Origin of the sequence: Amycolatopsis keratiniphila (genome assembly GCF_000400635.2) — a bacterium.
Lineage (GTDB): Bacteria > Actinomycetota > Actinomycetes > Mycobacteriales > Pseudonocardiaceae > Amycolatopsis > Amycolatopsis keratiniphila.
This window is the reverse complement of sequence record NC_021252.1, coordinates 8,558,616-8,577,764: the sequence shown is the minus strand read 5'-3', so window position 1 is coordinate 8,577,764 and position 19,149 is coordinate 8,558,616. Positions and strand designations below refer to the sequence as shown.

Here is a 19,149-nt window from a genome sequence, read left to right as displayed (position 1 = left end):
GCTAGTGAGTACCGTGTCCCCATGCGCGTGCTTGCCTTCCTCGACGGGACCCTGGCCGACCCCGAAGCCGCCCACCTGCGGGTGGACGATCTGGGACTGCTTCGCGGCGACGGCGTGTTCGAGACGATCCTCGTCGTCGACGGACGGCCCCGCGAGCTGCGCCCGCACCTCGAGCGGCTGGCCCGTTCCGCGGCCATGCTCGACCTGCCGGAGCCGGACCTCGCCGCCTGGGAGCGCGCCGCGCAGGTCGTCATCGACAACTGGTCCGGCCCGTCCGAGATCGCGCTGAAACTGGTGTACACCAGGGGAATCGACGGCGACCCGGAGGCGAAGCCGTTCGGGTTCGCCCTCGGCGTGGAGATCGACGAGAAGGTCCAGCGGGCCCGCGTCGAAGGCGTCGCGGCGATCACCCTCGAGCGCGGTATCGAGCCCGACCTCGCCGAGCGCGCGCCGTGGCTGCTGCTGGGCGCGAAGTCGATTTCGTACGGCGTCAACATGGCGGCGTTGCGGGAGGCGGGCCGCCGCGGCGCGAGCGATGTGATTTTCACCGCCGCCGACGGCACGGTCTTCGAAGGACCGACTTCGACGGTCGTCCTCGCGAGGGACAAGACGCTTTACACGCCGCCGGCGACCATCGGCATCCTGCCGGGGACGACGCAGGCGGCGCTGTTCCGCGGCGCCGAGCGCGCGGGCTGGTCGGTCAAGGTCGAGCCGCTCAACGTCTCGGACCTCACCGAGGGCGAAGGGCTCTTCCTCGCCTCGTCGGTCCGCAAGCTGACCAGGGTGCACACGCTCGACGGCGTCGCGCTCACCGACTCCAGCGCGATCCACGCCGAGCTGGCCGCCGCGTACGAGAGCGAGTACGCGATCAGCTGAGCGTCGCGCGCAGCTTGGCGATGGTCCGGAGGACCTCGTCCCGGTGCTTCGCCGCGGTAATCCACGCGGGCAGCCGCGCGACCAAGGTCAGGCCGGGATCGTCCCCGAGCCCCCGTTCCCGCAGCTTCGCCGCGATGAACCGTTCGAGCAGGTCGAGGTGACGTTCGTGGAACGCCCACAGGGTGTGCCCGCCGCAGCAGTCGGCGCGCAGCCACAGAGGTTCGCGGAAGAACGGGTCGACCGGACCGTTCCACACGCTGTAGTTGGGGGCGGAACGAACGCGCACCAGGGCACAGCCGGCGCAGGTCAGTCGTTCGGGGGTGACCGTGGCACGACGAGAGCAGCGCGGGCAGACGACGAGGATCGGCTCGTCCGCCAGATTGCCGATCCGGGTCTGGGGATCACGGAATCGCAAGTCCATCAGCCGAGCGGGCTGATGATCAGCAGGTGCGGCAGGATCTCTTCCTCGCGGTAAGCCGCGATCTTGTGGTGCCCGTCGAGGATCACCGCCGCGTCGGTGGTTTCCAGCACGACCGCGACCGGCCGGTGCCCGCTCTTGATCGCGGTCCGGTAGTAGCCGACCCGGGACACGTCGGCGGGCGGCCAGTCGGCGCTCGGGGTCAGGTAGCGGTCCTCGGCCAGCCGTTCGGGTCCGGTGACCTGGTATTCGCCGTCGGCGAAGAGGGCGAGAAGCGGGCGGAGCGTGTCGCCGAGCGGACGCCGTATCTGGCCGGTGGCCAGGGCGATCCGCAGCGACTGCGGGAGTTCCGGTTGGGTTGGGACCCGGTTCGAAGCACTCTTTCCCGCTGAGAACCAGTTTGCGCTGTTCGTGTCGATGACACCCGTGCCACCGTCGACCTTTACCTGTTCCACACCCTCGTGGACGAGTGAAAGCGGAGAAGGGTTCCGGGTCTGGCCTGCGCGAGGGCCGGGAGTGACGCCTGTCTCACCACGGCCGCCACCGGATAACCACCGGTAGTCGGATGATCCGCCAAGAACACCACCGGCAACCCGTTCGGCGGAACCTGTACGGCGCCGGTCAGCAGGCCTTCGCTCGGCAGCTCCCGCTCCGCGTATTCGTCCGCGCGAGTCAGCGCGGGTCCGTCGAGCCGGAGCCCGACGCGGTTCGATTCCGCCGTCACCGTCCAGGTCTTCGCGAGCCCCGCCGCCGGATCCTCGAACCAGTGCGCCCGCGGGCCCGGGTCCACGCGCACGATCAGTTCAGCGGGTGCGGTCGTGGGCAGCACGACGTCGGCACCGCCCGATACGCGCGGTGTGCCGAGCGGCAGGACGTCGCCCTTCTTCAGCGGCGCGGGGCCGATTTCCGAAAGGACGTCCCGCGACCGGCTGCCGAGTTCCGCGTCGACCGTGATGCCGCCGGAAACCGCCAGGTAGCACCGTAATCCGGTGGCAGGCGCGCCGATCGCCACCACCTGCCCCGCCGCCAGCCACGCCGGAGCGTGCGAGCCGACGGGCCGCCCGTCCACCTCGACGGCGACGGAAGGGCCGGTCACCGCGACCGTGCAGGACGTCGTCGCGCGCAGCCGCAGACCGCCGAACAGGCTCTCCACGCCGGCCGCGTCTTCGGCGTTGCCGACCAGCCGGTTGGCCAGTTTCAGCGCCGGGACGTCGAGCGCGCCCGACGGAGGCACCCCGAGATGCGCGTAGCCGGGCCTGCCGAGGTCTTGGATCAGCGCGAGCGGACCGGTCTCGACCACTTCGAGGGCTCTCATCCGGCACTCCGGAAGCGCACGCGGTCGCCGGGCGACAGCAATGCCGGCCGGTCGGCGCGGGGACAGAACAGAACGGTCCGGGTGTGGCCGATCAGCCGCCAGCCGCCGGGCGAGACGCGCGGGTACACGCCGGTGAACTCGCCCGCGATACCGACCGAACCCGCCGGCACGCGAGTACGCGGAGTGGACAGCCGCGGTTGCCGGAGCGGCTCGGGAAGCCCGGTCAGGTAACCGAATCCGGGCGCGAACCCGGTGAAGGCCACGGTGTAGACGGCGCCGGTGTGCAGCCGGACGACGTCCTCTGTGGACACTCCGGCGTCCCGCGCGACGAGTTCGAGATCCTCGCCGTCGTAGGTCACGTCGAGGGTGATCTCGCGGGATTCGCCTTCCGGGGGATGGTCGAGGTCGGCGTCCGCCAGCAGCTCACGGACGGCCGCGAGCGCGTCCGAGCCGGGGGTTTCCACCACGAGCAGGCTGCGGGCGCCGGGAACGAGTTCGGTGACGCCGTCCGGGCGCGCGGACGAGACCGCCGCGTGCGCCGCCATCGACTCGGCCAGGGAAGCGCAGTCGAGCAGGGCGGCGTGCTCGCCGTAGGCACGCCACCGCATCGGAAGAAGGTCAGCCCACCACGCGACGCAGCAGCGCCGACGTGTGCGGCTGCAGTTCCTGGCCCATCATGGCGCGCTCCTCGACGTAGCCGAGTTCGCCGTTGACGATGCCGTAGAGCCGCTGCGAGGCCGTGACGTCCTTGGCCGTCGAAGTGCGGACGACCGCGTCGGTGCCCAGCTCCCAGGCCGGGACCGAGGCCTTGCCGCGCGGCTTGCCGTAGAAGAGCTCCACGATGCCGGTGTTGTGCGTCAGCAGCAGCTCGATCGTGTCGTCGGCCTGCGGGCGCCAGAACCCGGATTCGCGCGCGGCGGGACGGATGACCTTGCCATCCTCGTCGAGCAGCCAGGCACGCGCCTCGTGGGTGAGGAACGGGCGGCCGTCGTGCGCGATGGTCAGCTGCATGCCGAACCGGTACGGGCCCTCGATGGTCGGGTAGTCGACCTCGCCCTCGCCGCGCCACACGCCGACGAGCGGCAGCAGCGCCAGGCAGGCGTCGTTGAGGTTCGGACCCTCACGCAGGTTCGCCGTGTCGCCCGGGATGGGCATGTCAGGGAAGGTGCCGTACGGAGGCAGGTTCCGGTCGCGCGTGGTCTCCGCGCGCTTTTCCGCGGCCTGGATGGCCTCGTCGCCACTAGCCGTCATGGGTCAGCGCTGGTCCGCGTAAAGCCGGTAGACGACGTACACGGCGAACCAGGTGATCGCGACGCCGGCGAGCACCAGCAGGGTCGTAAACAGGATCTCCACGCCACGCACTTTAGTCGCTACCTGCCCGGACAGGCCTGCCGAGGTCGCGTGGCAGTGCCCACAGGCGCTGAAGGACGCTTTCACCGCATCTGACGCGACGAAGGGGCCCTTCACCGCATGAGATGCGGTGAAGGGCCCCTTCAGCCCGTCTCAGGCGACCGAGATCGCCAGCTGGTGCACGCCGGGTCCCTGCGCGGTGACGGAGGCCTCGCCGTTGCCGGAGCGGTGCAGCGCGCGCACCGTCCAGTCACCGGGGGCCGCGTAGAAGCGGAAGTCGCCGTCGGCCGACGAAACCACCTCGCCGGTGAAGTCGCCGCCGCCGTCCAGCAACCGCACGAAGGCGCCGCCGACGGGGCCCTCCGAGCCGGTCACCTTGCCGGCCAGCACGACCTGGCCGCGGGTGTCGTAATCGGCGGGCGTGGCCTCCTGGGCCGGGGCGCCGCAGCTGTCGTCTGCCATCACTTAGCTCCCAACTCGACCGGCACGCCGACGAGCGAGCCGTATTCCGTCCACGAACCGTCGTAGTTCTTCACCTGGTCGTAGCCGAGGAGCTCGTGCAGCGCGAACCACGCGATGGACGAACGCTCACCGATCCGGCAGTACGCGATGGTGGCCTTCGACTCGTCGAGGCCCTCGTCGGAGTACAGCTCCTTGATCTCTTCCTCGGTCTTGAAGGTGCCGTCCTCGTTGGCGACCTTCGCCCACGGGACGTTCAGCGCGCCGGGGATGTGGCCCGGGACCTGCGACTGCTCCTGCGGCAGGTGCGCCGGGGCGAGCAGCTTGCCGGAGAACTCGTCGGGCGAACGCACGTCGACGTAGTTGCTCTTGCCGATCTCGGCGACGACCTCGTCGCGGAACGCGCGGATCGACAGGTCCTGCTCCTTGGCCTGGTACGTGGTGGCCTCGCGCTTGACCTCGTCCGCGTTCAGCTCGCGGCCGTCGAGCTCCCACTTCTTGCGGCCGCCGTCGAGCAGCTGCACCTTCTCGTGGCCGTAGAGCTTGAAGTACCAGTACGCGTACGCGGCGAACCAGTTGTTGTTGCCGCCGTAGAGGATCACGCGGTCGTCGTTCGAGATGCCCTTCTCGGACAGCAGCTTCTCGAAGCCCTCCTTGTTGACGAAGTCGCGGCGGACCCCGTCCTGCAGGTCCTTGCGCCAGTCGAACTTCACCGCCCCGCGGATGTGTCCGTTGTCGTACGCGGTCGTGTCCTCGTCGACCTCGATGAACACGACACCCGGGGTGTCCAGGTTCTCCTCGGCCCACTGGGTGGTGACCAGGACGTCTTCACGGCTCATGGAGCTGACTCTCTTTCTGGGTTAGGACGCGCGAGGGCTGGGGCTGAAACGCTTGATGAGCAGGTACATCTCGCAACCGAGACAGAAGTTGAACGCCGCGTTGAGGAACGCCGCGAACAGCGCGAACGCCGTGGCGACGAAGCCGAGCGCGGTCAGGCCGGTGGCGAAACCGACGGTGCCGACGACCGCGAACACGAACCCGACGGCCTGCGCGAACCGCAGCGGGGCGGCGTCTTCGCGTTCGGTCGTGGGGCCCAGCCGCGGCGCGACCAGGTAGCGATAGATCAGGGAGTACGGCGCCGGCTTCAGCCCGATGAAGGCACCGATCGCGAACACCACCGCCTGCGCCGCGAGCAGTGGCCACCACTGGGTGATGAGCACGACCGCGAGCACGATCGTCGTCAGGATGGCGGCGAAACGCGGACCACGGGGGTCGACGGCCGGTCCTGCGGACATGGTTCCTCCTGCGAACGAGAGGGAAGGAGTTGCGTGCCGGACGGGCACGCGCAGGCGAGGTTCAGCGAACGCCGGGACACAGGCTGCTGCGAACGCGGCACAGATCCACTGCGCGGCGCTGGGTCAGCAAGGTTCGGGGCAGCCTGTTCACGGGCACGAGGGTACGCAGAGCTCCCTCAGGTTGGGAACCGTGTTCACACCTTGGGACGCTTCCCGGAATCCGGGACGAGATGGGGCTCCAGGGCTTCGAGAAGCTCCTGACCTCGGGGAACGCCGCCGACGCGGAAGACCTCCCGGCCGTCCGGCGTCAAGGCCAGCGTCGTCGGGGTCCGCAATATCGAAAGCGCCTGGGCGACTTCGGGGGTTTCGGTGACGTCCAGATCGACGTGCGTGAGGCCGTCGGTCTTGTCCGCGAGCGCCGAGAGGAGCGCGCGGGTGTGGCGGCACGGCGCGCAGAACGTCGTGGAGATCTGGACCAGGGTGACGCCTTCGGGCGCGAGGGCGCCCGAGACACGACCGGGCAGGGTGGGAGCACCGGGCTTGGCCGCGCGGATCCGGCCGTTGCGCGCCCGCATCAGCGCGCCCGCGACCCCGCCGAGCACCAAGACGCCCAGCAGCACCCACACTCCGGTCATCCGCAAGTCACCCCTGAGGCTTCGCTCCGCTGAAGGCGACGTTCTTGCCTTCGCCCTTGATGGTCACCGAGCCGCTGTTCACGCGCACCGAGGTCGGCGTCACCGAGAACGGCATCGTGCCGGTGTCGATGGTCGCGTTGAAGTTCGGCAGCAGCGCGTCCTGCACGGCTTGGGGAACGACGGTGGTCTCCTTGTCATTCCCGAACTGGAGCCGCTTCGGCTCGAGACGGATCTTCTGCCCGTCGAGTTCGATCATCGCGAAGCAGAAGATCTCCACCTTCTGCCCGGCGATCTGGACGTTGCCCGAAACCCGGATCCCGGCGCTGGCGGTGTCCACCGGCTCGCCGTTCTCGTTGGTCGCCGTCGGCTTCGTCTCGCCCTGGCCGCTGTCGCCGTTGCGGACGTAGTCCTCGGTGACCGGTTCGATCCGGAGGTTCTCGATCTTGTCCAGCGGCGCCTGCCGCGCGATGTCCGCGGCCTTGATCGTCACCTCGCCCTTGAGCGTGCCGATGACGATCGACTTCGTGTTGCCGGACGTCAGGTCCGAGAGCGGTGCCGTGACGTCGCTCATGTCGGCGTTGAAGTCCACGTCCCTCAGGCGCGGCGGAACGGCCACGCCCTGGGCGTTGATGGTGATGTGACTGTAGTCACCGGAGAGGGCCTGGGTCAGGAACGGGAAACCGTGCACCGTGACCGCCGGATCGTTGGCCAGGTTCAGCTGTTCGCGGGCCTTCTGGGAGATCGTGTGCTCCGCGAACGCCGCGGCCCCGAAATCGGCGCCGACCAGCAGCACCACCAGTACCGCGAGGGCGATGAGCCAGCCCCGGCCACGGCGCTTTCCTCGCTTGGCGGACCGCCCGGGAGAGGGTCGGTCGTCCTGCGCCACGGGCCTGCTCACCATTACGTCGAATCTCCTTCGTCAACCTCTTTGGCCAGGTGTGATCGATCCAGCACGGGGTAGGTCCCCGGCCGTTCACCCGCTATTCTCACTAAGCACCGGCGGTCGCCACGTTCGAGGCGGCCACGATCTGAAGGCGGTGCGGCGATGAGCCTGGACCTTCTGGTACTGACCGCGGAAGCAGATGCCACCACGGTGTTGCCCGCCCTGGATCTGCTGCCCCACACCGTACGCGTCCGTGCTCCGGAAGTGACCGCGCTGCTCGACGCCGGCCACCGGGACGTCATCGTCCTCGACGCCCGCACCGATCTCGCCTCCGCGAAGAGCCTCTGCCGTCTGCTCAAGGGCGCGGGTGAGGACGAGACCTCCACGCCGGTCATCGCCGTCGTCGGCGAAGGCGGGCTGGTCGCGGTCAGCGCGGAATGGCGCACCGACGACATCCTCCTCCCGACGGCCGGCCCCGCCGAGGTCGACGCCCGGCTGCGGCTGGTCACCACTCGCGACGGCAGCGCCGCGCAGGTCGACGCCGAACTCCGCGTCGGCGACCTCGTCATCGACGAAGCGACCTACACCGCGAAGCTGCGCAAGCGCACTCTCGAACTCACCTACAAGGAGTTCGAGCTCCTCAAGTACCTCGCGCAGCACGCCGGCCGGGTCTTCACCCGCGCGCAGCTGCTGCAGGAGGTCTGGGGTTACGACTTCTTCGGCGGCACGCGCACGGTCGACGTCCACGTCCGGCGTCTGCGCGCGAAGCTGGGGCCGGAGCACGAGCAGATGATCGGGACCGTGCGCAACGTCGGCTACAAGTTCGAGCGGCCCTCCAAGGGAAACACCGCAAACACCGCCGCGGCCAAACCGGCCGTCGCCCCGGACTCGAGCGTCTACGAGCCGAGCGAGTTTTCTTCGCACTGAGTCCCCCTTCCTGTCTGACAAGACGTCCAGGCGGAGAGCGGGTTCCCGGGTAGGGTCGATTTCATGCTCGATCTGGCTTGGACCGGTGAACCGGACACGGAAGAGATCCACGACTTCCTCCTCGCCGTGCGCGAGGCCGACGGCCGCCCGGAGGACTCAGGGTTCGATGGTGGGCGGCACCTCCTCGGTCACGTCGACGGGGTGCTGGTCGCGTACGCGCACCTGGACACCGAAGGCGACTCACACGGCAATCAGGTCGCCGAACTGTTCGTCCATCCCGCGCACCGCCGCTCCGGCCACGGCAGGGCGCTCACCAGGGCACTCGTCGAAGAGACCGCCGGAAAGCCGCTGCGCGTCTGGGCGCACGGCGACCACCCCGCCGCCGTCCACCTCGCCGGGACCGAAGGGTTCGAGCGCGCTCGCGAACTGCTGATCCTCCACGCCGACGTCGAAACCGCGGACTGGCCGGAGCCTGTGACGCGCGAAGGGGTCACGCTGCGCACGTTCGTCCCCGGCCAGGACGAGGAAGCGATGGTGCGGGTCAACGCCCGCGCCTTCGACTGGCACCCCGAACAGGGCGCGCTGACCGCCGACGAGGTCCGGTCGACCGAGAAGGACGCCTGGTTCGACCCCGAGGGCTTCTTCCTCGCGGAGGAGAACGGCGAGGTCATCGGCTTCCACTGGACGAAGGTCCACGAGGCGGTCCCCGGCCGGTTCGGCGGCGAGCCCGCCGGCGAGGTCTACGTCGTCGGCATCGACCCGGACGCGCAGGGCGGCGGCCTCGGCAAGGCCCTCACGCTCGCCGGGCTGCGGTATCTCCGTGATCGCGGGCTGGGGCAAGTGATCCTGTACGTCGAAGGGGACAACGCGCCCGCACTCGCCGTGTATTCGAAGCTCGGCTTCACCCGATACGAGGTAGACGTGCAATACGCACGGTAACCACGTTCACACGGGCGGCACTTGACCGGTCACGGAGAGCAGACGCGCAGGTCACGGGCGGGACACGGGCCACTTTCGGAGTAGTCGCGCTGCTCACATCGGCCGCCTTGTTCACTTGCCGTTCACCCTTAGACGGCCGCCTGTCCACTGTCGGTGCTTAATGTCCGGGTCCGGAAGGAACGCTCCCGTTCCACCGATCCGGCGAAAGTCTCCCAGTGGAGGAAATGCAGTGAAGATCATGCGGCCCGCGGGCGCGATCGGCATCGTGGCCACCGCCGCCCTCGTGCTCGGCGCCTGTGGATCCGACCCGGCGGCGACCAAGCCCGGCAGCACGGGTGCCGCCGCCGCTCCGAGTGGCGCGGCCAACGTCGAATGCGGCGGCAAGAGCCCGCTTTCGGCCGAGGGCTCGTCCGCGCAGAAGAACGCGATCGACATCTTCGTGCAGGCTTACGCCGCCAAGTGCTCCGGCCAGAAGGTGAACTACAACCCCAGCGGTTCGGGCGCCGGCATCAAGCAGTTCAACGCGAACCAGGTCGACTTCGCCGGTTCGGACTCGCCGCTCAAGGACGAAGAGGCCGAGAAGGCCAAGGCCCGGTGCGCCTCCGACGCGTGGAACCTCCCGCTCGTCGTCGGCCCGGTCGCCGTCGCCTACAAGCTTTCCGGGGTCGACAAGCTGACCCTGACCCCCGAGGTCACCGCCAAGATCTTCAACGGTGGCATCACCAAGTGGAACGACCCGGCCATCAAGGCGGTCAAGGGCAACGAGAGCCTCAACCTGCCGGACAAGGCCATCCAGGTCATCTCGCGCACCGACGAGTCGGGCACCACCGACAACTTCCAGAAGTACCTGAAGGTCGCGTCCAAGGGCGCCTGGACCCAGGGTGACGGCAAGAAGTTCAACGGTGGTGTCGGCAACGGCGCGGAGAAGTCCAACGGTGTCGCCAACGCCGTGAAGTCCGCCGACGGTGCCATCACCTACGTCGAGTCCGCGTTCGCGAAGGACGGCATCAGCACCGCCCTCATCGACAGCGGCTCCGGCGGTGTCGAGCTCACCGCGGCGAACGTCGCGAAGTCCCTCGACGCGGCGAAGTTCAAGAAGGAGGGCTCGAACGACCTGGCCCTCGACCTGGACTCGATCTACTCCGGCAACGTTCCCGGCGCGTACCCGCTGCTGCTCGCCACCTACGAGATCGTCTGCTCCAAGTACGCGGACGCCGAGGTCGGCAAGGCCGTCAAGGCGTTCCTGAACGTCGCCGCCACCGACGGTCAGAAGCCGCTCTCGGAGAAGGGCTACGTGCCGATCCCGCAGAGCCTGCAGGACAAGGTCCTGACCGCCGTCAAGGCCATCGCCTGACCTGTCGACGACCTCTAGGTTGATCAGTAAACAGGCTGGACAGAAGTAGTCGATGAGCGATTCGTCTTCGCCCAGAACGCCCACCGGCGACCCCGGTGGGCGTTCTGGCGTCCGCGAGACCTTCACGGAGGACCCGATTTCGGAGCAATCTGCCGCGTCACCGCCCGAGCAGTCCTCGGTGCGCCTCGCGAGCCCCAATTCCAGGACGGTGCGACCCGGTGACCGCATCTTCCAGATCCTGACCACCGGAGCCGGCGTCTTCGTCGTCTCGCTGATCGGCCTGATCGGGTTGTTCCTGCTGGTGCAGGCCATTCCGGCGCTGCAGGCCGACAACGTGAACTTCTTGACCAGCCAGGTCTGGCAGACCACCCCGGACGACATGCGCTTCGGGATCATGGGCCTGCTGCTGGTCACGGTGTACTCGTCCCTGCTGGCGCTGATCATCGCGATGCCGATCTCGCTCGGGATCGCCCTGTTCCTCACGCAGTACGCGCCGAAGCGGCTGGCGCGGCCCTTCGCCTACGTGATCGACCTGCTCGCCGCGGTCCCCTCGATCATCTACGGCCTGTGGGGCCTGATGGTCTTCGCGCCGGCGATCGAGCCCTTCTCGCAGTGGGTCAACGACACCTTCTCGTGGATCCCGCTCTTCGCGGCGGGCAACGTCTCGCCCGACCTGCGGGGCACCATCTTCACCGCGGGCATCGTGCTGGCCGTGATGATCCTGCCGATCATCACCTCGCTGTCGCGCGAGGTGTTCGAGCGGACCCCGACCCCGCATATCGAGGGCGCGCTGGCGCTGGGCGCCACCCGCTGGGAGGTCATCCGCACCACGGTGCTCCCGTTCGGCAAGGCGGGCTACATCGGCGCTTCGATGCTCGGCCTCGGCCGCGCGCTCGGCGAGACGATCGCGCTCGCGATCATCCTGACCGGCGCCGTCGGCCGCGAGTTCACCTGGAGCCTCTTCGACGGCGGCGCCACGTTCGCCTCGAAGATCGCGGCGGACTACGCGGAACTCAACAACGAGATCTCGGCGGGCGCGTACATCGCGGCGGGTCTCGTGCTGTTCCTGCTGACGCTCGTCGTCAACTTCATCGCGCGATCCGTCATCGCCAAGAAGGGGGACTGAGCATGTCCACCACGCTCGAGAAGACCCCCGCCACCACGCCCGCCTTCCAGCAGGTCAGCATGGCCAGGAAGGTCAAGAACGGCTTCGCCACCACACTGATCTGGCTGTCGTTCCTGATCGCCGTCGTGCCGCTGGTGTGGCTGCTGGCCACGGTGATCATCAACGGGGTCAAGCGGATCCCGTACAGCAACTGGTGGACCGAGGACTTCGGGTCGGTGCTGTCGGACGAGGTCGGCGGCGGCGTGGCCCACGCCGTGATCGGCTCGGTGCTGCAGGGCCTGGTCTGCGCGATCATCGCGGTCCCGATCGGCATGCTGGTCGCGATCTACCTGGTCGAATACGGCCGCGGCAAGCTCGCGAAGGTCACCACCTTCATGGTGGACATCCTCTCCGGTGTCCCCTCGATCGTCGCGGCGCTGTTCATCTACGCACTGTGGATCACCACGTTCGGCCTGCCGCGCAGCGGTTTCGCCGTGTCGCTGGCCCTGGTCCTGCTGATGATCCCGGTGGTCGTGCGCTCCTCGGAGGAGATGCTGCGGATCGTCCCGGACGACCTGCGCGAAGCCTCGTACGCGCTGGGCGTGCCGAAGTGGAAGACGATCATGAAGATCGTCCTGCCGACCGCGCTGTCCGGCATCATCGGCGGCATCATGATGGCGCTCGCCCGGGTCATGGGCGAGACCGCGCCGCTGCTGGTCCTCGTGGGGTACTCCGCCTACGTGAACTGGGACATCTTCGGTGGCGAACAGGCCGCACTGCCGCTTCTGATGAACAACGAACGGGTCAGCAACCCGTTCGACGAAGGTACCGTCGCGTTCGACAGGATCTGGGGAGCGGCGCTCACCCTGGTACTGATCATCGCGATCGTGAACCTCCTCGCCATGCTCTTTGCCCGTCTTGTCGCCCCGAAGAAGAAGTGAGCTGTTTGAGATGGCCAAACGAATCGACGTCAAAGACGTGGACATCTACTACGGCAAATTCCACGCCGTGGACGGCGTCACCCTCTCGGTGCCGCCGCGGAACGTCACCGCGTTCATCGGCCCGTCGGGCTGCGGCAAGTCGACGGTGCTGCGCACGCTGAACCGGATGCACGAGGTCATCCCCGGCGCCCGCGTCGAGGGTGAGGTGCTGCTCGACGGCGAGGACATCTACGGCGCCGGGGTCGACCCGGTGCAGGTCCGCCGCACGATCGGCATGGTGTTCCAGCGCCCCAACCCGTTCCCGACGATGTCCATCCGCGACAACGTCGTGGCGGGCCTGCGCCTCGGCGGCACCAAGGGCAAGAAGGAGCTCGACGACGTCGCCGAGCGCGCCCTGCGCGGCGCGAACCTGTGGAACGAGGTCAAGGACCGGCTGAACAAGCCGGGCGGCGGCCTCTCCGGTGGTCAGCAGCAGCGGCTCTGCATCGCGCGGGCGATCGCCGTGCGGCCCGACGTGCTGCTGATGGACGAGCCGTGCTCCGCGCTCGACCCGATCTCGACGCTCGCCATCGAGGACCTGATCGGTGAGCTCAAGAAGGAGTACACGATCGTCATCGTGACGCACAACATGCAGCAGGCGGCGCGGGTCTCGGACCAGACCGCGTTCTTCAACCTGGCGGGCGTCGGCCAGCCGGGGCGCCTGGTGGAGCTGAACGACACGGAGAAGATCTTCTCGAACCCGGACGAGAAGGCGACCGAGGACTACATCTCGGGCCGCTTCGGCTAGTCGCGCGCTGACGGCCGGCGCGGCGAGGTGAGCGTCGGTCCAGGTGGTCGTGAGTGGCGATTCGGGTTAGAACCCGAATCGCCACTCACGACCCACGTGACCGATGTCGGGCCGGCGTCGGCAATGACGAAGGGGCCCTTCACCGCACAGGATGCGGTGAAGGGCCCCTTCGCGGGGAAACTCCCCTTACAGCTCGTCGGGTCCGTAACCGGGCATCTTGCCGGTCACCACGAAGATCATCCGGCGCGCGACCGAGACGGCGTGGTCGGCGAAGCGCTCGTAGAAGCGGCCCAGCAGGGTGACGTCCACGGCCGCGGCGACGCCGTGGTCCCAGTTCCGGTCCATGATGACCGTGAACAGGTGCTTGTGGATCTCGTCGACCTCGTCGTCGTCCGACTCGATCGTGCGGGCGGCCTCGACGTCCTTGGACTTGATGACCTGCTCGACCTGCCGGGCCAGGCTGACGCCGACCTCGCCCATCTTGGCGAAGTCCGCCTTCACCTCTTCGGGCAGCACGGGGTCCGGGTGACGGCGGCGCGCGGCCTTGGCCACGTGCAGCGCCAGATCGCCCATCCGCTCCAGGCTTTCCGCCGCGTGGATCGCGGCGAGCACGGTCCGGAGGTCGGTCGCGACGGGTGCCTGCAGGGCCAGCAGCGCGTACGCCTGCTCCTCGCATTCGGCGCGCGCGTCGTCGACCTTCGCGTCGTCGCTGATGACCTGCTCGGCGAGCCCGAGATCGACCTCGAGCAACGCCCGGGTCGCCCGCTCCATCGCGTCGGCGACCTGGAGGGACATGCTCGCTAGGTTCTCGGCGAGCTGTTCGAGTTCGACATGGTAAGCCTCACGCATGGCCCAACCCTACGGGGAACAGGGGCCAAAAGCCGCATCCCAGAGTGAACCTGACGTGAACCCGGACTAACGAATGATCCTCAGCCTGAGCTGCTGCTCTTCTTGGCGCCGCCCGGCTTGGCGGAGCTGGTCGGGGGCGACGCGGTATCGCTCGCGGGAGGGGCCGGGGCCTTCTCTTCCAGCGGGGTGTTGTTGATCAACGCGTCGAAGACGGCCTTCGCCTTGCTCTGCAACAGCACCTCGTTGCCGCGCTTGTTCGCCTCTTCGGTGGTGGGCACGGTGAGGAACTTGACCTTGTCCGAGCCCATCCCGCGCATCGACTTCGCCAGCGTCATCATCTGCTTGATGCCGAGGTTCTCGCCGAAGGTGGCCTTGGCGAACGCGTCGATGAAGCCGCTCAGCTTGCCGGTGTCGAGGATGACTTCCTTCGACATCACCGTCTTCAGCAGCGCGCCGAGGAAGGCCTGCTGCCGTTTGATCCGGCCGTAGTCCGACGTCGGGTCGCCCTTGACGTGCCGCGCCCGGACGTAGTTCAGCGCCTGGTCGCCGGAGATCCGCACCTCGCCCGCCTGCGGGATGATCATGCCGAGCGTGGTGTCGTCGATCGGCTTCTCGTTGTACACGGTGACGCCCTGCACGGCGTCGACCATGGATTTGAAGCCGTTGAAGTCGATCCCGACGAAGTGGTTCATCTTCATGCCGGTGATCTGCTGGATGACCTTCGTGACGCACTGCGGGCCGCCGACCGCGTACGCGGTGTTCAGCTTCGCGATCTTCTGCGCCGGCGAGGTCTCGTCCGAATACGACGACGTCGCCGGGTCCCAGCGTTTGCATTCGGGGCGGCTGATCTCGAGGTCGCGCGGGAAGGACACCATGACGACGCGCTGCCGGTCGGCGGGGACGTGCGCGATCATGACCGTGTCCGAGCGGGCGCCCGGGGTGCCGTCGGCGTCGCCGACACCGTCTTCGGCGGCCGCGCCGTCACGGGTGTCGGAGCCGACCATCAGGAAGTTCTCGTCGCCGGTCTGGCCCGCGGCGTCCTGGATGTCGGCCGAGTCTTCGTCGAGCGAAGCGACGTTGTTGAACTTCGCGTCGAACCAGGTCTGAGCGCCCCACGCCGAACCGATCGAGAGGAACACGAGCGCGGCGACCACGGCGGCGGTGATCCGGCCCGCCTTGGCCGTCTGCCTGGTCTTGCGTTCCTTCTTCTCCTGCAGCCGGGTTTGCGGCGCGGATTCCTCGGCGGCCTCGGCAGGCGTGGCGTCGTTGGTCGTGACCACTCGTTGCAGCGCCGTGCGGGTCTGCTCCAGCAGGGCGGCGGGGCGCAAGGCGAGCCGCTCGCGGCGCTCGCGTTTCTTGGCCTCTTCGGCCTCGAGTTCGTCGTGCGCGGCGGAGAACCGGGCGAGCGTGTGGTCGATCTTGCGCTTGATGATCGTCGCGTCGTCGATCGCCTCGAGCTCGTCGGTCATGGTGAGCCGGTCCATCTCGGACCGAGGCGGGACACCCGGCGACTGCGGGGCGGGCGCCTGCTGCACCGGCCGTTGCGCCGGACGGCGGGGACGACGCGGGGGCGGCGGTACCGCGGGCTGCTGCTGCGCGCCGGGGTTCACCACCGGCGGGCGGCGCTGCGTGGGCGCCTCGGGGCTCGGCGCGGCCTGCGGAGCGCGGCGCGGCTGGCGCGCGCGAGGCGGGCGCGGGGCTTCGTCGGGCTGCGGGCTCCGCGGCGGCATCGGGGCACGCGGCGCGGCGGGTTCGGCCGCGCGAGGAGCAGGTGCCGGGCTCTCGGCGGGGGCGGAGGGACGAGGACGTCGAGGCGCGGGAGGCTCCGTCCGGGCGGCTCGCGCACCGGGTCTCGGAGGTTCCGGCGAGGGCTCGCTCTGCCGGAGCCGTCGCGGCGCGGGCGGCTCGGCGGACGGGTCGAAGATCGGGCGCTCACCGGTATGACGTGCGACGACGTCGGAAACGCTGATCCCGCCGTGGGTGTCCATCGAGCGGCGTCGAGCCCGGCGGCCGCGCTCACCGGCGTTCCTGTCGGTGTTGCTGTGGCGACCGGTCCCCGGGGTGTGGTGCTCGTCGGGCACTCGGTCTCCTTTCAGGCCTGGCGTCGAAGCTCTTTCGTTATCGTACGGACACCTCAGGTTCGTGGCGACAACCATCCCGGAATTTTCTTCACCCAAGGTACCGAGAAGCGCCGAACGGTCCATGCGATCGGGTGAGCGGTCGTGGTTAAAGCTGCGTTAAAAGGTTCGAAACCACTACGCAGAGTGCGAACGGTGACTGTGTGAGTGGCCGCCGGGCGGGCTAAGCGCCGGCGGACTCCGCGGCGTTCATCGGATGCGGAATCGTGCGTGAAGATTCCTTATCCCGATACGCCACTTTGTTTCGCCCCGCCCGTTTCGCCATATACAACAAAGCGTCGGCACTGCGCAACTGTCGTTCCGGTTCGGCCGCGAGATCCGGCTCCATCCGGCTTTCGTGCGCGAGCCCCACGCTGATCGTCACCGAGAGACCGGGGCGGATGCGGCGCCACGGATGGCGGGCCACCCGGATGCGGGCGGTGTCGGCGATGCGCACGGCGCGGGCGGCGTCGACGTCCGGGATGACGAGCGCGAACTCCTCGCCGCCGTAGCGGGCGCAGAACGCCTCCGGCGGAAGTCCCTGTTGCAGCAGGTCGGCCACCTCGCGGAGCACCCGATCGCCCACCAGATGCCCGAACGTGTCGTTGACGTCCTTGAACAGGTCGAGGTCGACCAGCGCGATCGCGACGCCGGGCGGGCCGCGATGGTCGACGGCCGGGCCGTGCAGCCACTGGTCGAGGTAGCGGCGGTTGTAGCTCGACGTCAGCGTGTCCCGCAGGCTGCCCGCCCTGGCGAGGTCGAAGGCGGATTTGAGGTGGTGGTACGCGCGTCGCCAGTCGCCCTGCGTGGCCAATACCCCGGCGATCGACTCGTGGAGACTGAGCAGATCGGTGGTCCGCGCGCCCGGTGGGAGCGCGGCCTCGTCGTCGGCTGCCACGCTCACCTCCGCCACGAATTGGTTTTCGTCGTATAGGAGGGATCTCTTGAGGTATGAGTACGGGCCAAAGTGAATATCCCTCAAGAGGACGACGGTTCAGCGCCATTGTCACGCACCGAAGTGTCCTTTCATAAGGACGAAAACGGCTCGGCGTCCTTGAGCTGCGAAAACTGATCCTTCGCCCAGTAACTCACGTCAGTCACATCGTCATTCAGCAACAGTGCGTAATCATTCCAGCTCAGCCACCGCCAGTCGCCGACCTCGTCGGGATGCGGTTCCGGATCGTCGTCGACCCAGGCGACGAAGACCGGGCAGAACTCGTTCTCGACCACGCCTTCGAACGGCGGCGTGGAGTAACGGTAGGCGGGGAGGACGCACCTGAGGCCGTTCAGCCGGGGCAGCCCGAGCTCGAAGGCGGCGCGGCGCCGGACGGCCTCCTCGATCGGTTCACCCGGTGCGGGGTGCCCGCAGACACTGTTGGTCCACACGCGGGGCCACACCTTCTTGGTGGCGGCGCGGCTGGTGATCAGCAAGGCCTGGTCGCTGCTGCGCAGCAGGTAGCAGGAGAACGCCAGGTGCAGCCGGGTGTGCTCGTGGTGCGCCGCCAGTTTGGGCGCGGTTTCGCCGGTCGGCTCGCCGTCCTCGGTGACGTAGACGATGCGTTCGGTGTCCACTTCGGTCATGTTGTTCATCGGCCCCACTGAACCAGCAGGCTCGCTGTAACCGGTACCGCGACCAGAGTTACCCCTGTTAGTGGGATGAAAGGTGCTCGACGAGCAAAGATGTGACGGCCTCGGGAGCTTCCTCCACGACCCAGTGAGAGACGTCCTCGATCATCTCGAAGCGGTACGGCCCGGTGACCCGGTTCGCGGTGTCGAGCGCGGCCGTCGAACCGAAGGCGGCGTCCTCGGTGCTCCAGATGTAGAGCGTCGGAACCTCGATCGGCCCGATCTTTCCGCCGGGACGGCCGGCGCGGTACCAGTTGAGCGCGGCGGTCAGCGCGCCCGGCTCGGACAGGCGCTGGACGTACTCGTCGATCTTGCTCGGCGGCACTTTCCAGTCGAACATGCGGCGCAGCGCGTCGGCGTTGTTCTCGAGCATGCGCCGTTCGGTGACGCGGGTCTGCCGCCATTCGGTCATGTAGGCCGACCGGAGGTGCTGGTCCTCGTCGGTCTTCATGGCCTCCGCCAGCGCCGCCGGATGCGGCGTCGAAATCACGGCGAGACTGCGGAGCCTGCCGGGATGAGCGTCGGCCGTCCACCACGCGACGGCGCCGCCCCAATCGTGTCCGACGAGGTCGAATTCGTTCCACCCCAAGCGATCCGCGATCGCGATGACGTCACCGACGAGGTCGTCGATCCCGTATTCGGAGGCCTGTTCCGGCCGGACGCCCGGGGAGTAGCCGCGCTGATCCGGGGCGACCGCGCGATAGCCGAGCACGCCGAGCGTCGCGACCTGGTGCTCCCATTCCACCGCGGCCTCGGGAAACCCGTGCAGCAGCAGGACGGGGCGGCCGTCCTCGGGGCCCGCCGCGATGGCGTCGAAGGAACCGGCCGCGGTGGGGATGCTCAGCTGCTCGATCACGACGCCGACTTTACGGGTTGCGGGTTTCCGGCAGGCGGCAAGGGATTGACGACGAGTGTTCCTTGATCGTCTAATAAGCGCGCTGCCGATCTTCGGCCGCACTGGGGAAACTGGGGTATCACATGTCGAACAGTTGGAGGCGCCGGCTCGCCGTCGGCGCCGCTTCCGTCGCGCTCGCGGGCGGAATCGCTGTCACCGCGGCGAATGTCGCGGTCGCGCAGGAAGCACCGGTTTCGGTGCTCGGGGTCTGTGACGGCAACCCGGGTTGTCAACTCGGGCCCTACCCGACCTACGAAGCGTGTCTCATCGAGCAGAGCAACATGGCCCGGTATTACACGATCACCATGCGGTGCTTCGAGGTCGACCACGACCAGTGGAAGTTCGCCTACAAGACCAGGGGAACCTGAGTCGTGAACG

23 protein-coding genes are annotated in these 19,149 nt (G+C 68.3%); 8 read left to right on the top strand and 15 right to left on the bottom strand.

The window, feature by feature from the left end; translation table 11 throughout:
* Positions 1-21 precede the first annotated feature (21 nt).
* Positions 22-876, top strand: coding sequence for an aminodeoxychorismate lyase (locus AORI_RS79855; RefSeq protein WP_016338017.1), 855 nt, complete (start codon positions 22-24; stop codon positions 874-876).
* On the opposite strand, the gene AORI_RS79850 is transcribed toward AORI_RS79855, so the two are convergent.
* The 10 genes from AORI_RS79850 to AORI_RS79805 form a co-directional block, all read right to left on the bottom strand.
* Positions 869-1,297 carry a hypothetical protein gene (locus AORI_RS79850; RefSeq protein ID WP_016338016.1) on the bottom strand — a complete coding sequence of 143 codons (429 nt, stop codon included), beginning with the start codon at positions 1,295-1,297 and terminating at the stop codon, positions 869-871. The two genes, AORI_RS79855 and AORI_RS79850, sit on opposite strands and share 8 nt — an antisense overlap.
* Complete coding sequence (locus tag AORI_RS79845; protein WP_016338015.1) at positions 1,297-1,749, bottom strand: hypothetical protein; 453 nt, start codon at positions 1,747-1,749, stop codon at positions 1,297-1,299. The genes AORI_RS79850 and AORI_RS79845 overlap by 1 nt, the downstream gene beginning before the upstream one ends.
* Positions 1,737-2,609 carry a 5-oxoprolinase subunit C family protein gene (locus tag AORI_RS79840; RefSeq protein ID WP_043848454.1) on the bottom strand — a complete coding sequence of 291 codons (873 nt, stop codon included), beginning with the start codon at positions 2,607-2,609 and terminating at the stop codon, positions 1,737-1,739. The genes AORI_RS79845 and AORI_RS79840 overlap by 13 nt, the downstream gene beginning before the upstream one ends.
* Positions 2,606-3,217, bottom strand: a complete 612-nt coding sequence (gene pxpB / locus AORI_RS79835; RefSeq protein WP_016338013.1) for a 5-oxoprolinase subunit PxpB — start codon at positions 3,215-3,217, stop codon at positions 2,606-2,608. Before pxpB ends, AORI_RS79840 begins: the two co-directional genes overlap by 4 nt.
* Positions 3,218-3,227: 10 nt before the next feature.
* Complete coding sequence (locus tag AORI_RS79830) at positions 3,228-3,860, bottom strand: heme-binding beta-barrel domain-containing protein (protein WP_016338012.1); 633 nt, start codon at positions 3,858-3,860, stop codon at positions 3,228-3,230.
* Positions 3,861-4,112: 252 nt separating this feature from the next.
* Positions 4,113-4,421 (bottom strand): DUF1416 domain-containing protein, encoded by a 309-nt coding sequence (locus AORI_RS79825; RefSeq protein ID WP_034312617.1) that lies wholly within the window; start codon positions 4,419-4,421, stop codon positions 4,113-4,115.
* Entirely contained in the window at positions 4,421-5,257 is an 837-nt protein-coding gene (locus AORI_RS79820; RefSeq protein ID WP_016338009.1) for a sulfurtransferase, read from the bottom strand. The genes AORI_RS79825 and AORI_RS79820 overlap by 1 nt, the downstream gene beginning before the upstream one ends.
* A 21-nt stretch (positions 5,258-5,278) precedes the next feature.
* Positions 5,279-5,713 carry a DUF4395 domain-containing protein gene (locus AORI_RS79815; protein ID WP_016338008.1) on the bottom strand — a complete coding sequence of 145 codons (435 nt, stop codon included), beginning with the start codon at positions 5,711-5,713 and terminating at the stop codon, positions 5,279-5,281.
* 194 nt (positions 5,714-5,907) lie between these two features.
* The gene (locus AORI_RS79810) at positions 5,908-6,348 is read right to left on the bottom strand and encodes a TlpA family protein disulfide reductase (RefSeq protein ID WP_043848453.1); all 441 of its coding nucleotides are present in this window, start codon (positions 6,346-6,348) and stop codon (positions 5,908-5,910) included.
* Positions 6,349-6,355: 7 nt separating this feature from the next.
* Positions 6,356-7,249, bottom strand: coding sequence for an LmeA family phospholipid-binding protein (locus tag AORI_RS79805; protein WP_016338006.1), 894 nt, complete (start codon positions 7,247-7,249; stop codon positions 6,356-6,358).
* A gap of 144 nt (positions 7,250-7,393) precedes the next feature.
* Between AORI_RS79805 and AORI_RS79800 the strand changes: the two genes are divergently transcribed.
* The 6 genes from AORI_RS79800 to pstB all read left to right on the top strand — a co-directional run bounded on the left by AORI_RS79800 (position 7,394) and on the right by pstB (position 13,284).
* On the top strand, positions 7,394-8,158 hold the full coding sequence (locus tag AORI_RS79800; protein ID WP_016338005.1) for a response regulator transcription factor: 765 nt from the start codon (positions 7,394-7,396) through the stop codon (positions 8,156-8,158).
* A 63-nt stretch (positions 8,159-8,221) separates the two neighbouring features.
* Positions 8,222-9,097, top strand: coding sequence for a mycothiol synthase (gene mshD / locus AORI_RS79795; RefSeq protein WP_016338004.1), 876 nt, complete (start codon positions 8,222-8,224; stop codon positions 9,095-9,097).
* 229 nt (positions 9,098-9,326) lie between these two features.
* Positions 9,327-10,451: a phosphate ABC transporter substrate-binding protein PstS gene (gene pstS, locus AORI_RS79790; RefSeq protein ID WP_016338003.1), complete on the top strand. Its 1,125-nt coding sequence runs from the start codon at positions 9,327-9,329 to the stop codon at positions 10,449-10,451.
* A 208-nt stretch (positions 10,452-10,659) separates the two neighbouring features.
* Complete coding sequence (pstC, locus tag AORI_RS79785) at positions 10,660-11,577, top strand: phosphate ABC transporter permease subunit PstC (protein ID WP_016338002.1); 918 nt, start codon at positions 10,660-10,662, stop codon at positions 11,575-11,577.
* 2 nt (positions 11,578-11,579) lie between these two features.
* On the top strand, positions 11,580-12,497 hold the full coding sequence (gene pstA / locus AORI_RS79780; RefSeq protein ID WP_016338001.1) for a phosphate ABC transporter permease PstA: 918 nt from the start codon (positions 11,580-11,582) through the stop codon (positions 12,495-12,497).
* Between the two features lie 10 nt (positions 12,498-12,507).
* On the top strand, positions 12,508-13,284 hold the full coding sequence (pstB, locus tag AORI_RS79775; RefSeq protein WP_016338000.1) for a phosphate ABC transporter ATP-binding protein PstB: 777 nt from the start codon (positions 12,508-12,510) through the stop codon (positions 13,282-13,284).
* Positions 13,285-13,470: 186 nt separating this feature from the next.
* Here the strand turns inward: pstB and phoU are convergent, their stop codons facing one another.
* The 5 genes from phoU to AORI_RS79750 form a co-directional block, all read right to left on the bottom strand.
* A complete protein-coding gene (gene phoU / locus AORI_RS79770) occupies positions 13,471-14,133 on the bottom strand; it encodes a phosphate signaling complex protein PhoU (protein ID WP_016337999.1) in 663 nt (220 codons plus the stop codon).
* 80 nt (positions 14,134-14,213) lie between these two features.
* The gene (locus AORI_RS79765; protein WP_016337998.1) at positions 14,214-15,617 is read right to left on the bottom strand and encodes an LCP family protein; all 1,404 of its coding nucleotides are present in this window, start codon (positions 15,615-15,617) and stop codon (positions 14,214-14,216) included.
* A gap of 817 nt (positions 15,618-16,434) precedes the next feature.
* Complete coding sequence (locus tag AORI_RS79760; RefSeq protein WP_016337996.1) at positions 16,435-17,163, bottom strand: GGDEF domain-containing protein; 729 nt, start codon at positions 17,161-17,163, stop codon at positions 16,435-16,437.
* A gap of 113 nt (positions 17,164-17,276) precedes the next feature.
* A complete protein-coding gene (idi, locus tag AORI_RS79755) occupies positions 17,277-17,840 on the bottom strand; it encodes an isopentenyl-diphosphate Delta-isomerase (protein WP_043848452.1) in 564 nt (187 codons plus the stop codon).
* 58 nt (positions 17,841-17,898) lie between these two features.
* On the bottom strand, positions 17,899-18,732 hold the full coding sequence (locus AORI_RS79750; RefSeq protein WP_016337994.1) for an alpha/beta fold hydrolase: 834 nt from the start codon (positions 18,730-18,732) through the stop codon (positions 17,899-17,901).
* Positions 18,733-18,854: 122 nt separating this feature from the next.
* Between AORI_RS79750 and AORI_RS79745 the strand changes: the two genes are divergently transcribed.
* Positions 18,855-19,139, top strand: a complete 285-nt coding sequence (locus AORI_RS79745; protein WP_016337993.1) for a hypothetical protein — start codon at positions 18,855-18,857, stop codon at positions 19,137-19,139.
* Positions 19,140-19,149 lie beyond the last annotated feature (10 nt).

What these genes read in the sequence shown, in the direction of transcription:
- AORI_RS79745 (WP_016337993.1), top strand. Translation starts at nt 18,855, where the DNA reads ATGTCGAACAGTTGGAGGCGCCGGCTCGCCGTCGGCGCCGCTTCCGTC.
- AORI_RS79810 (WP_043848453.1), bottom strand. Translation starts at nt 6,348, where the DNA reads ATGACCGGAGTGTGGGTGCTGCTGGGCGTCTTGGTGCTCGGCGGGGTC.
- AORI_RS79815 (WP_016338008.1), bottom strand. Translation starts at nt 5,713, where the DNA reads ATGTCCGCAGGACCGGCCGTCGACCCCCGTGGTCCGCGTTTCGCCGCC.
- AORI_RS79765 (WP_016337998.1), bottom strand. Translation starts at nt 15,617, where the DNA reads ATGGACCGGCTCACCATGACCGACGAGCTCGAGGCGATCGACGACGCG.
- pstB (WP_016338000.1), top strand. Translation starts at nt 12,508, where the DNA reads ATGGCCAAACGAATCGACGTCAAAGACGTGGACATCTACTACGGCAAA.
- AORI_RS79825 (WP_034312617.1), bottom strand. Translation starts at nt 4,421, where the DNA reads ATGGCAGACGACAGCTGCGGCGCCCCGGCCCAGGAGGCCACGCCCGCC.
- pstA (WP_016338001.1), top strand. Translation starts at nt 11,580, where the DNA reads ATGTCCACCACGCTCGAGAAGACCCCCGCCACCACGCCCGCCTTCCAG.
- AORI_RS79855 (WP_016338017.1), top strand. Translation starts at nt 22, where the DNA reads ATGCGCGTGCTTGCCTTCCTCGACGGGACCCTGGCCGACCCCGAAGCC.
- idi (WP_043848452.1), bottom strand. Translation starts at nt 17,840, where the DNA reads ATGAACAACATGACCGAAGTGGACACCGAACGCATCGTCTACGTCACC.
- AORI_RS79840 (WP_043848454.1), bottom strand. Translation starts at nt 2,609, where the DNA reads ATGAGAGCCCTCGAAGTGGTCGAGACCGGTCCGCTCGCGCTGATCCAA.
- AORI_RS79820 (WP_016338009.1), bottom strand. Translation starts at nt 5,257, where the DNA reads ATGAGCCGTGAAGACGTCCTGGTCACCACCCAGTGGGCCGAGGAGAAC.
- phoU (WP_016337999.1), bottom strand. Translation starts at nt 14,133, where the DNA reads ATGCGTGAGGCTTACCATGTCGAACTCGAACAGCTCGCCGAGAACCTA.
- AORI_RS79850 (WP_016338016.1), bottom strand. Translation starts at nt 1,297, where the DNA reads ATGGACTTGCGATTCCGTGATCCCCAGACCCGGATCGGCAATCTGGCG.
- AORI_RS79805 (WP_016338006.1), bottom strand. Translation starts at nt 7,249, where the DNA reads ATGGTGAGCAGGCCCGTGGCGCAGGACGACCGACCCTCTCCCGGGCGG.
- mshD (WP_016338004.1), top strand. Translation starts at nt 8,222, where the DNA reads ATGCTCGATCTGGCTTGGACCGGTGAACCGGACACGGAAGAGATCCAC.
- pxpB (WP_016338013.1), bottom strand. Translation starts at nt 3,217, where the DNA reads ATGCGGTGGCGTGCCTACGGCGAGCACGCCGCCCTGCTCGACTGCGCT.
- AORI_RS79800 (WP_016338005.1), top strand. Translation starts at nt 7,394, where the DNA reads ATGAGCCTGGACCTTCTGGTACTGACCGCGGAAGCAGATGCCACCACG.
- AORI_RS79830 (WP_016338012.1), bottom strand. Translation starts at nt 3,860, where the DNA reads ATGACGGCTAGTGGCGACGAGGCCATCCAGGCCGCGGAAAAGCGCGCG.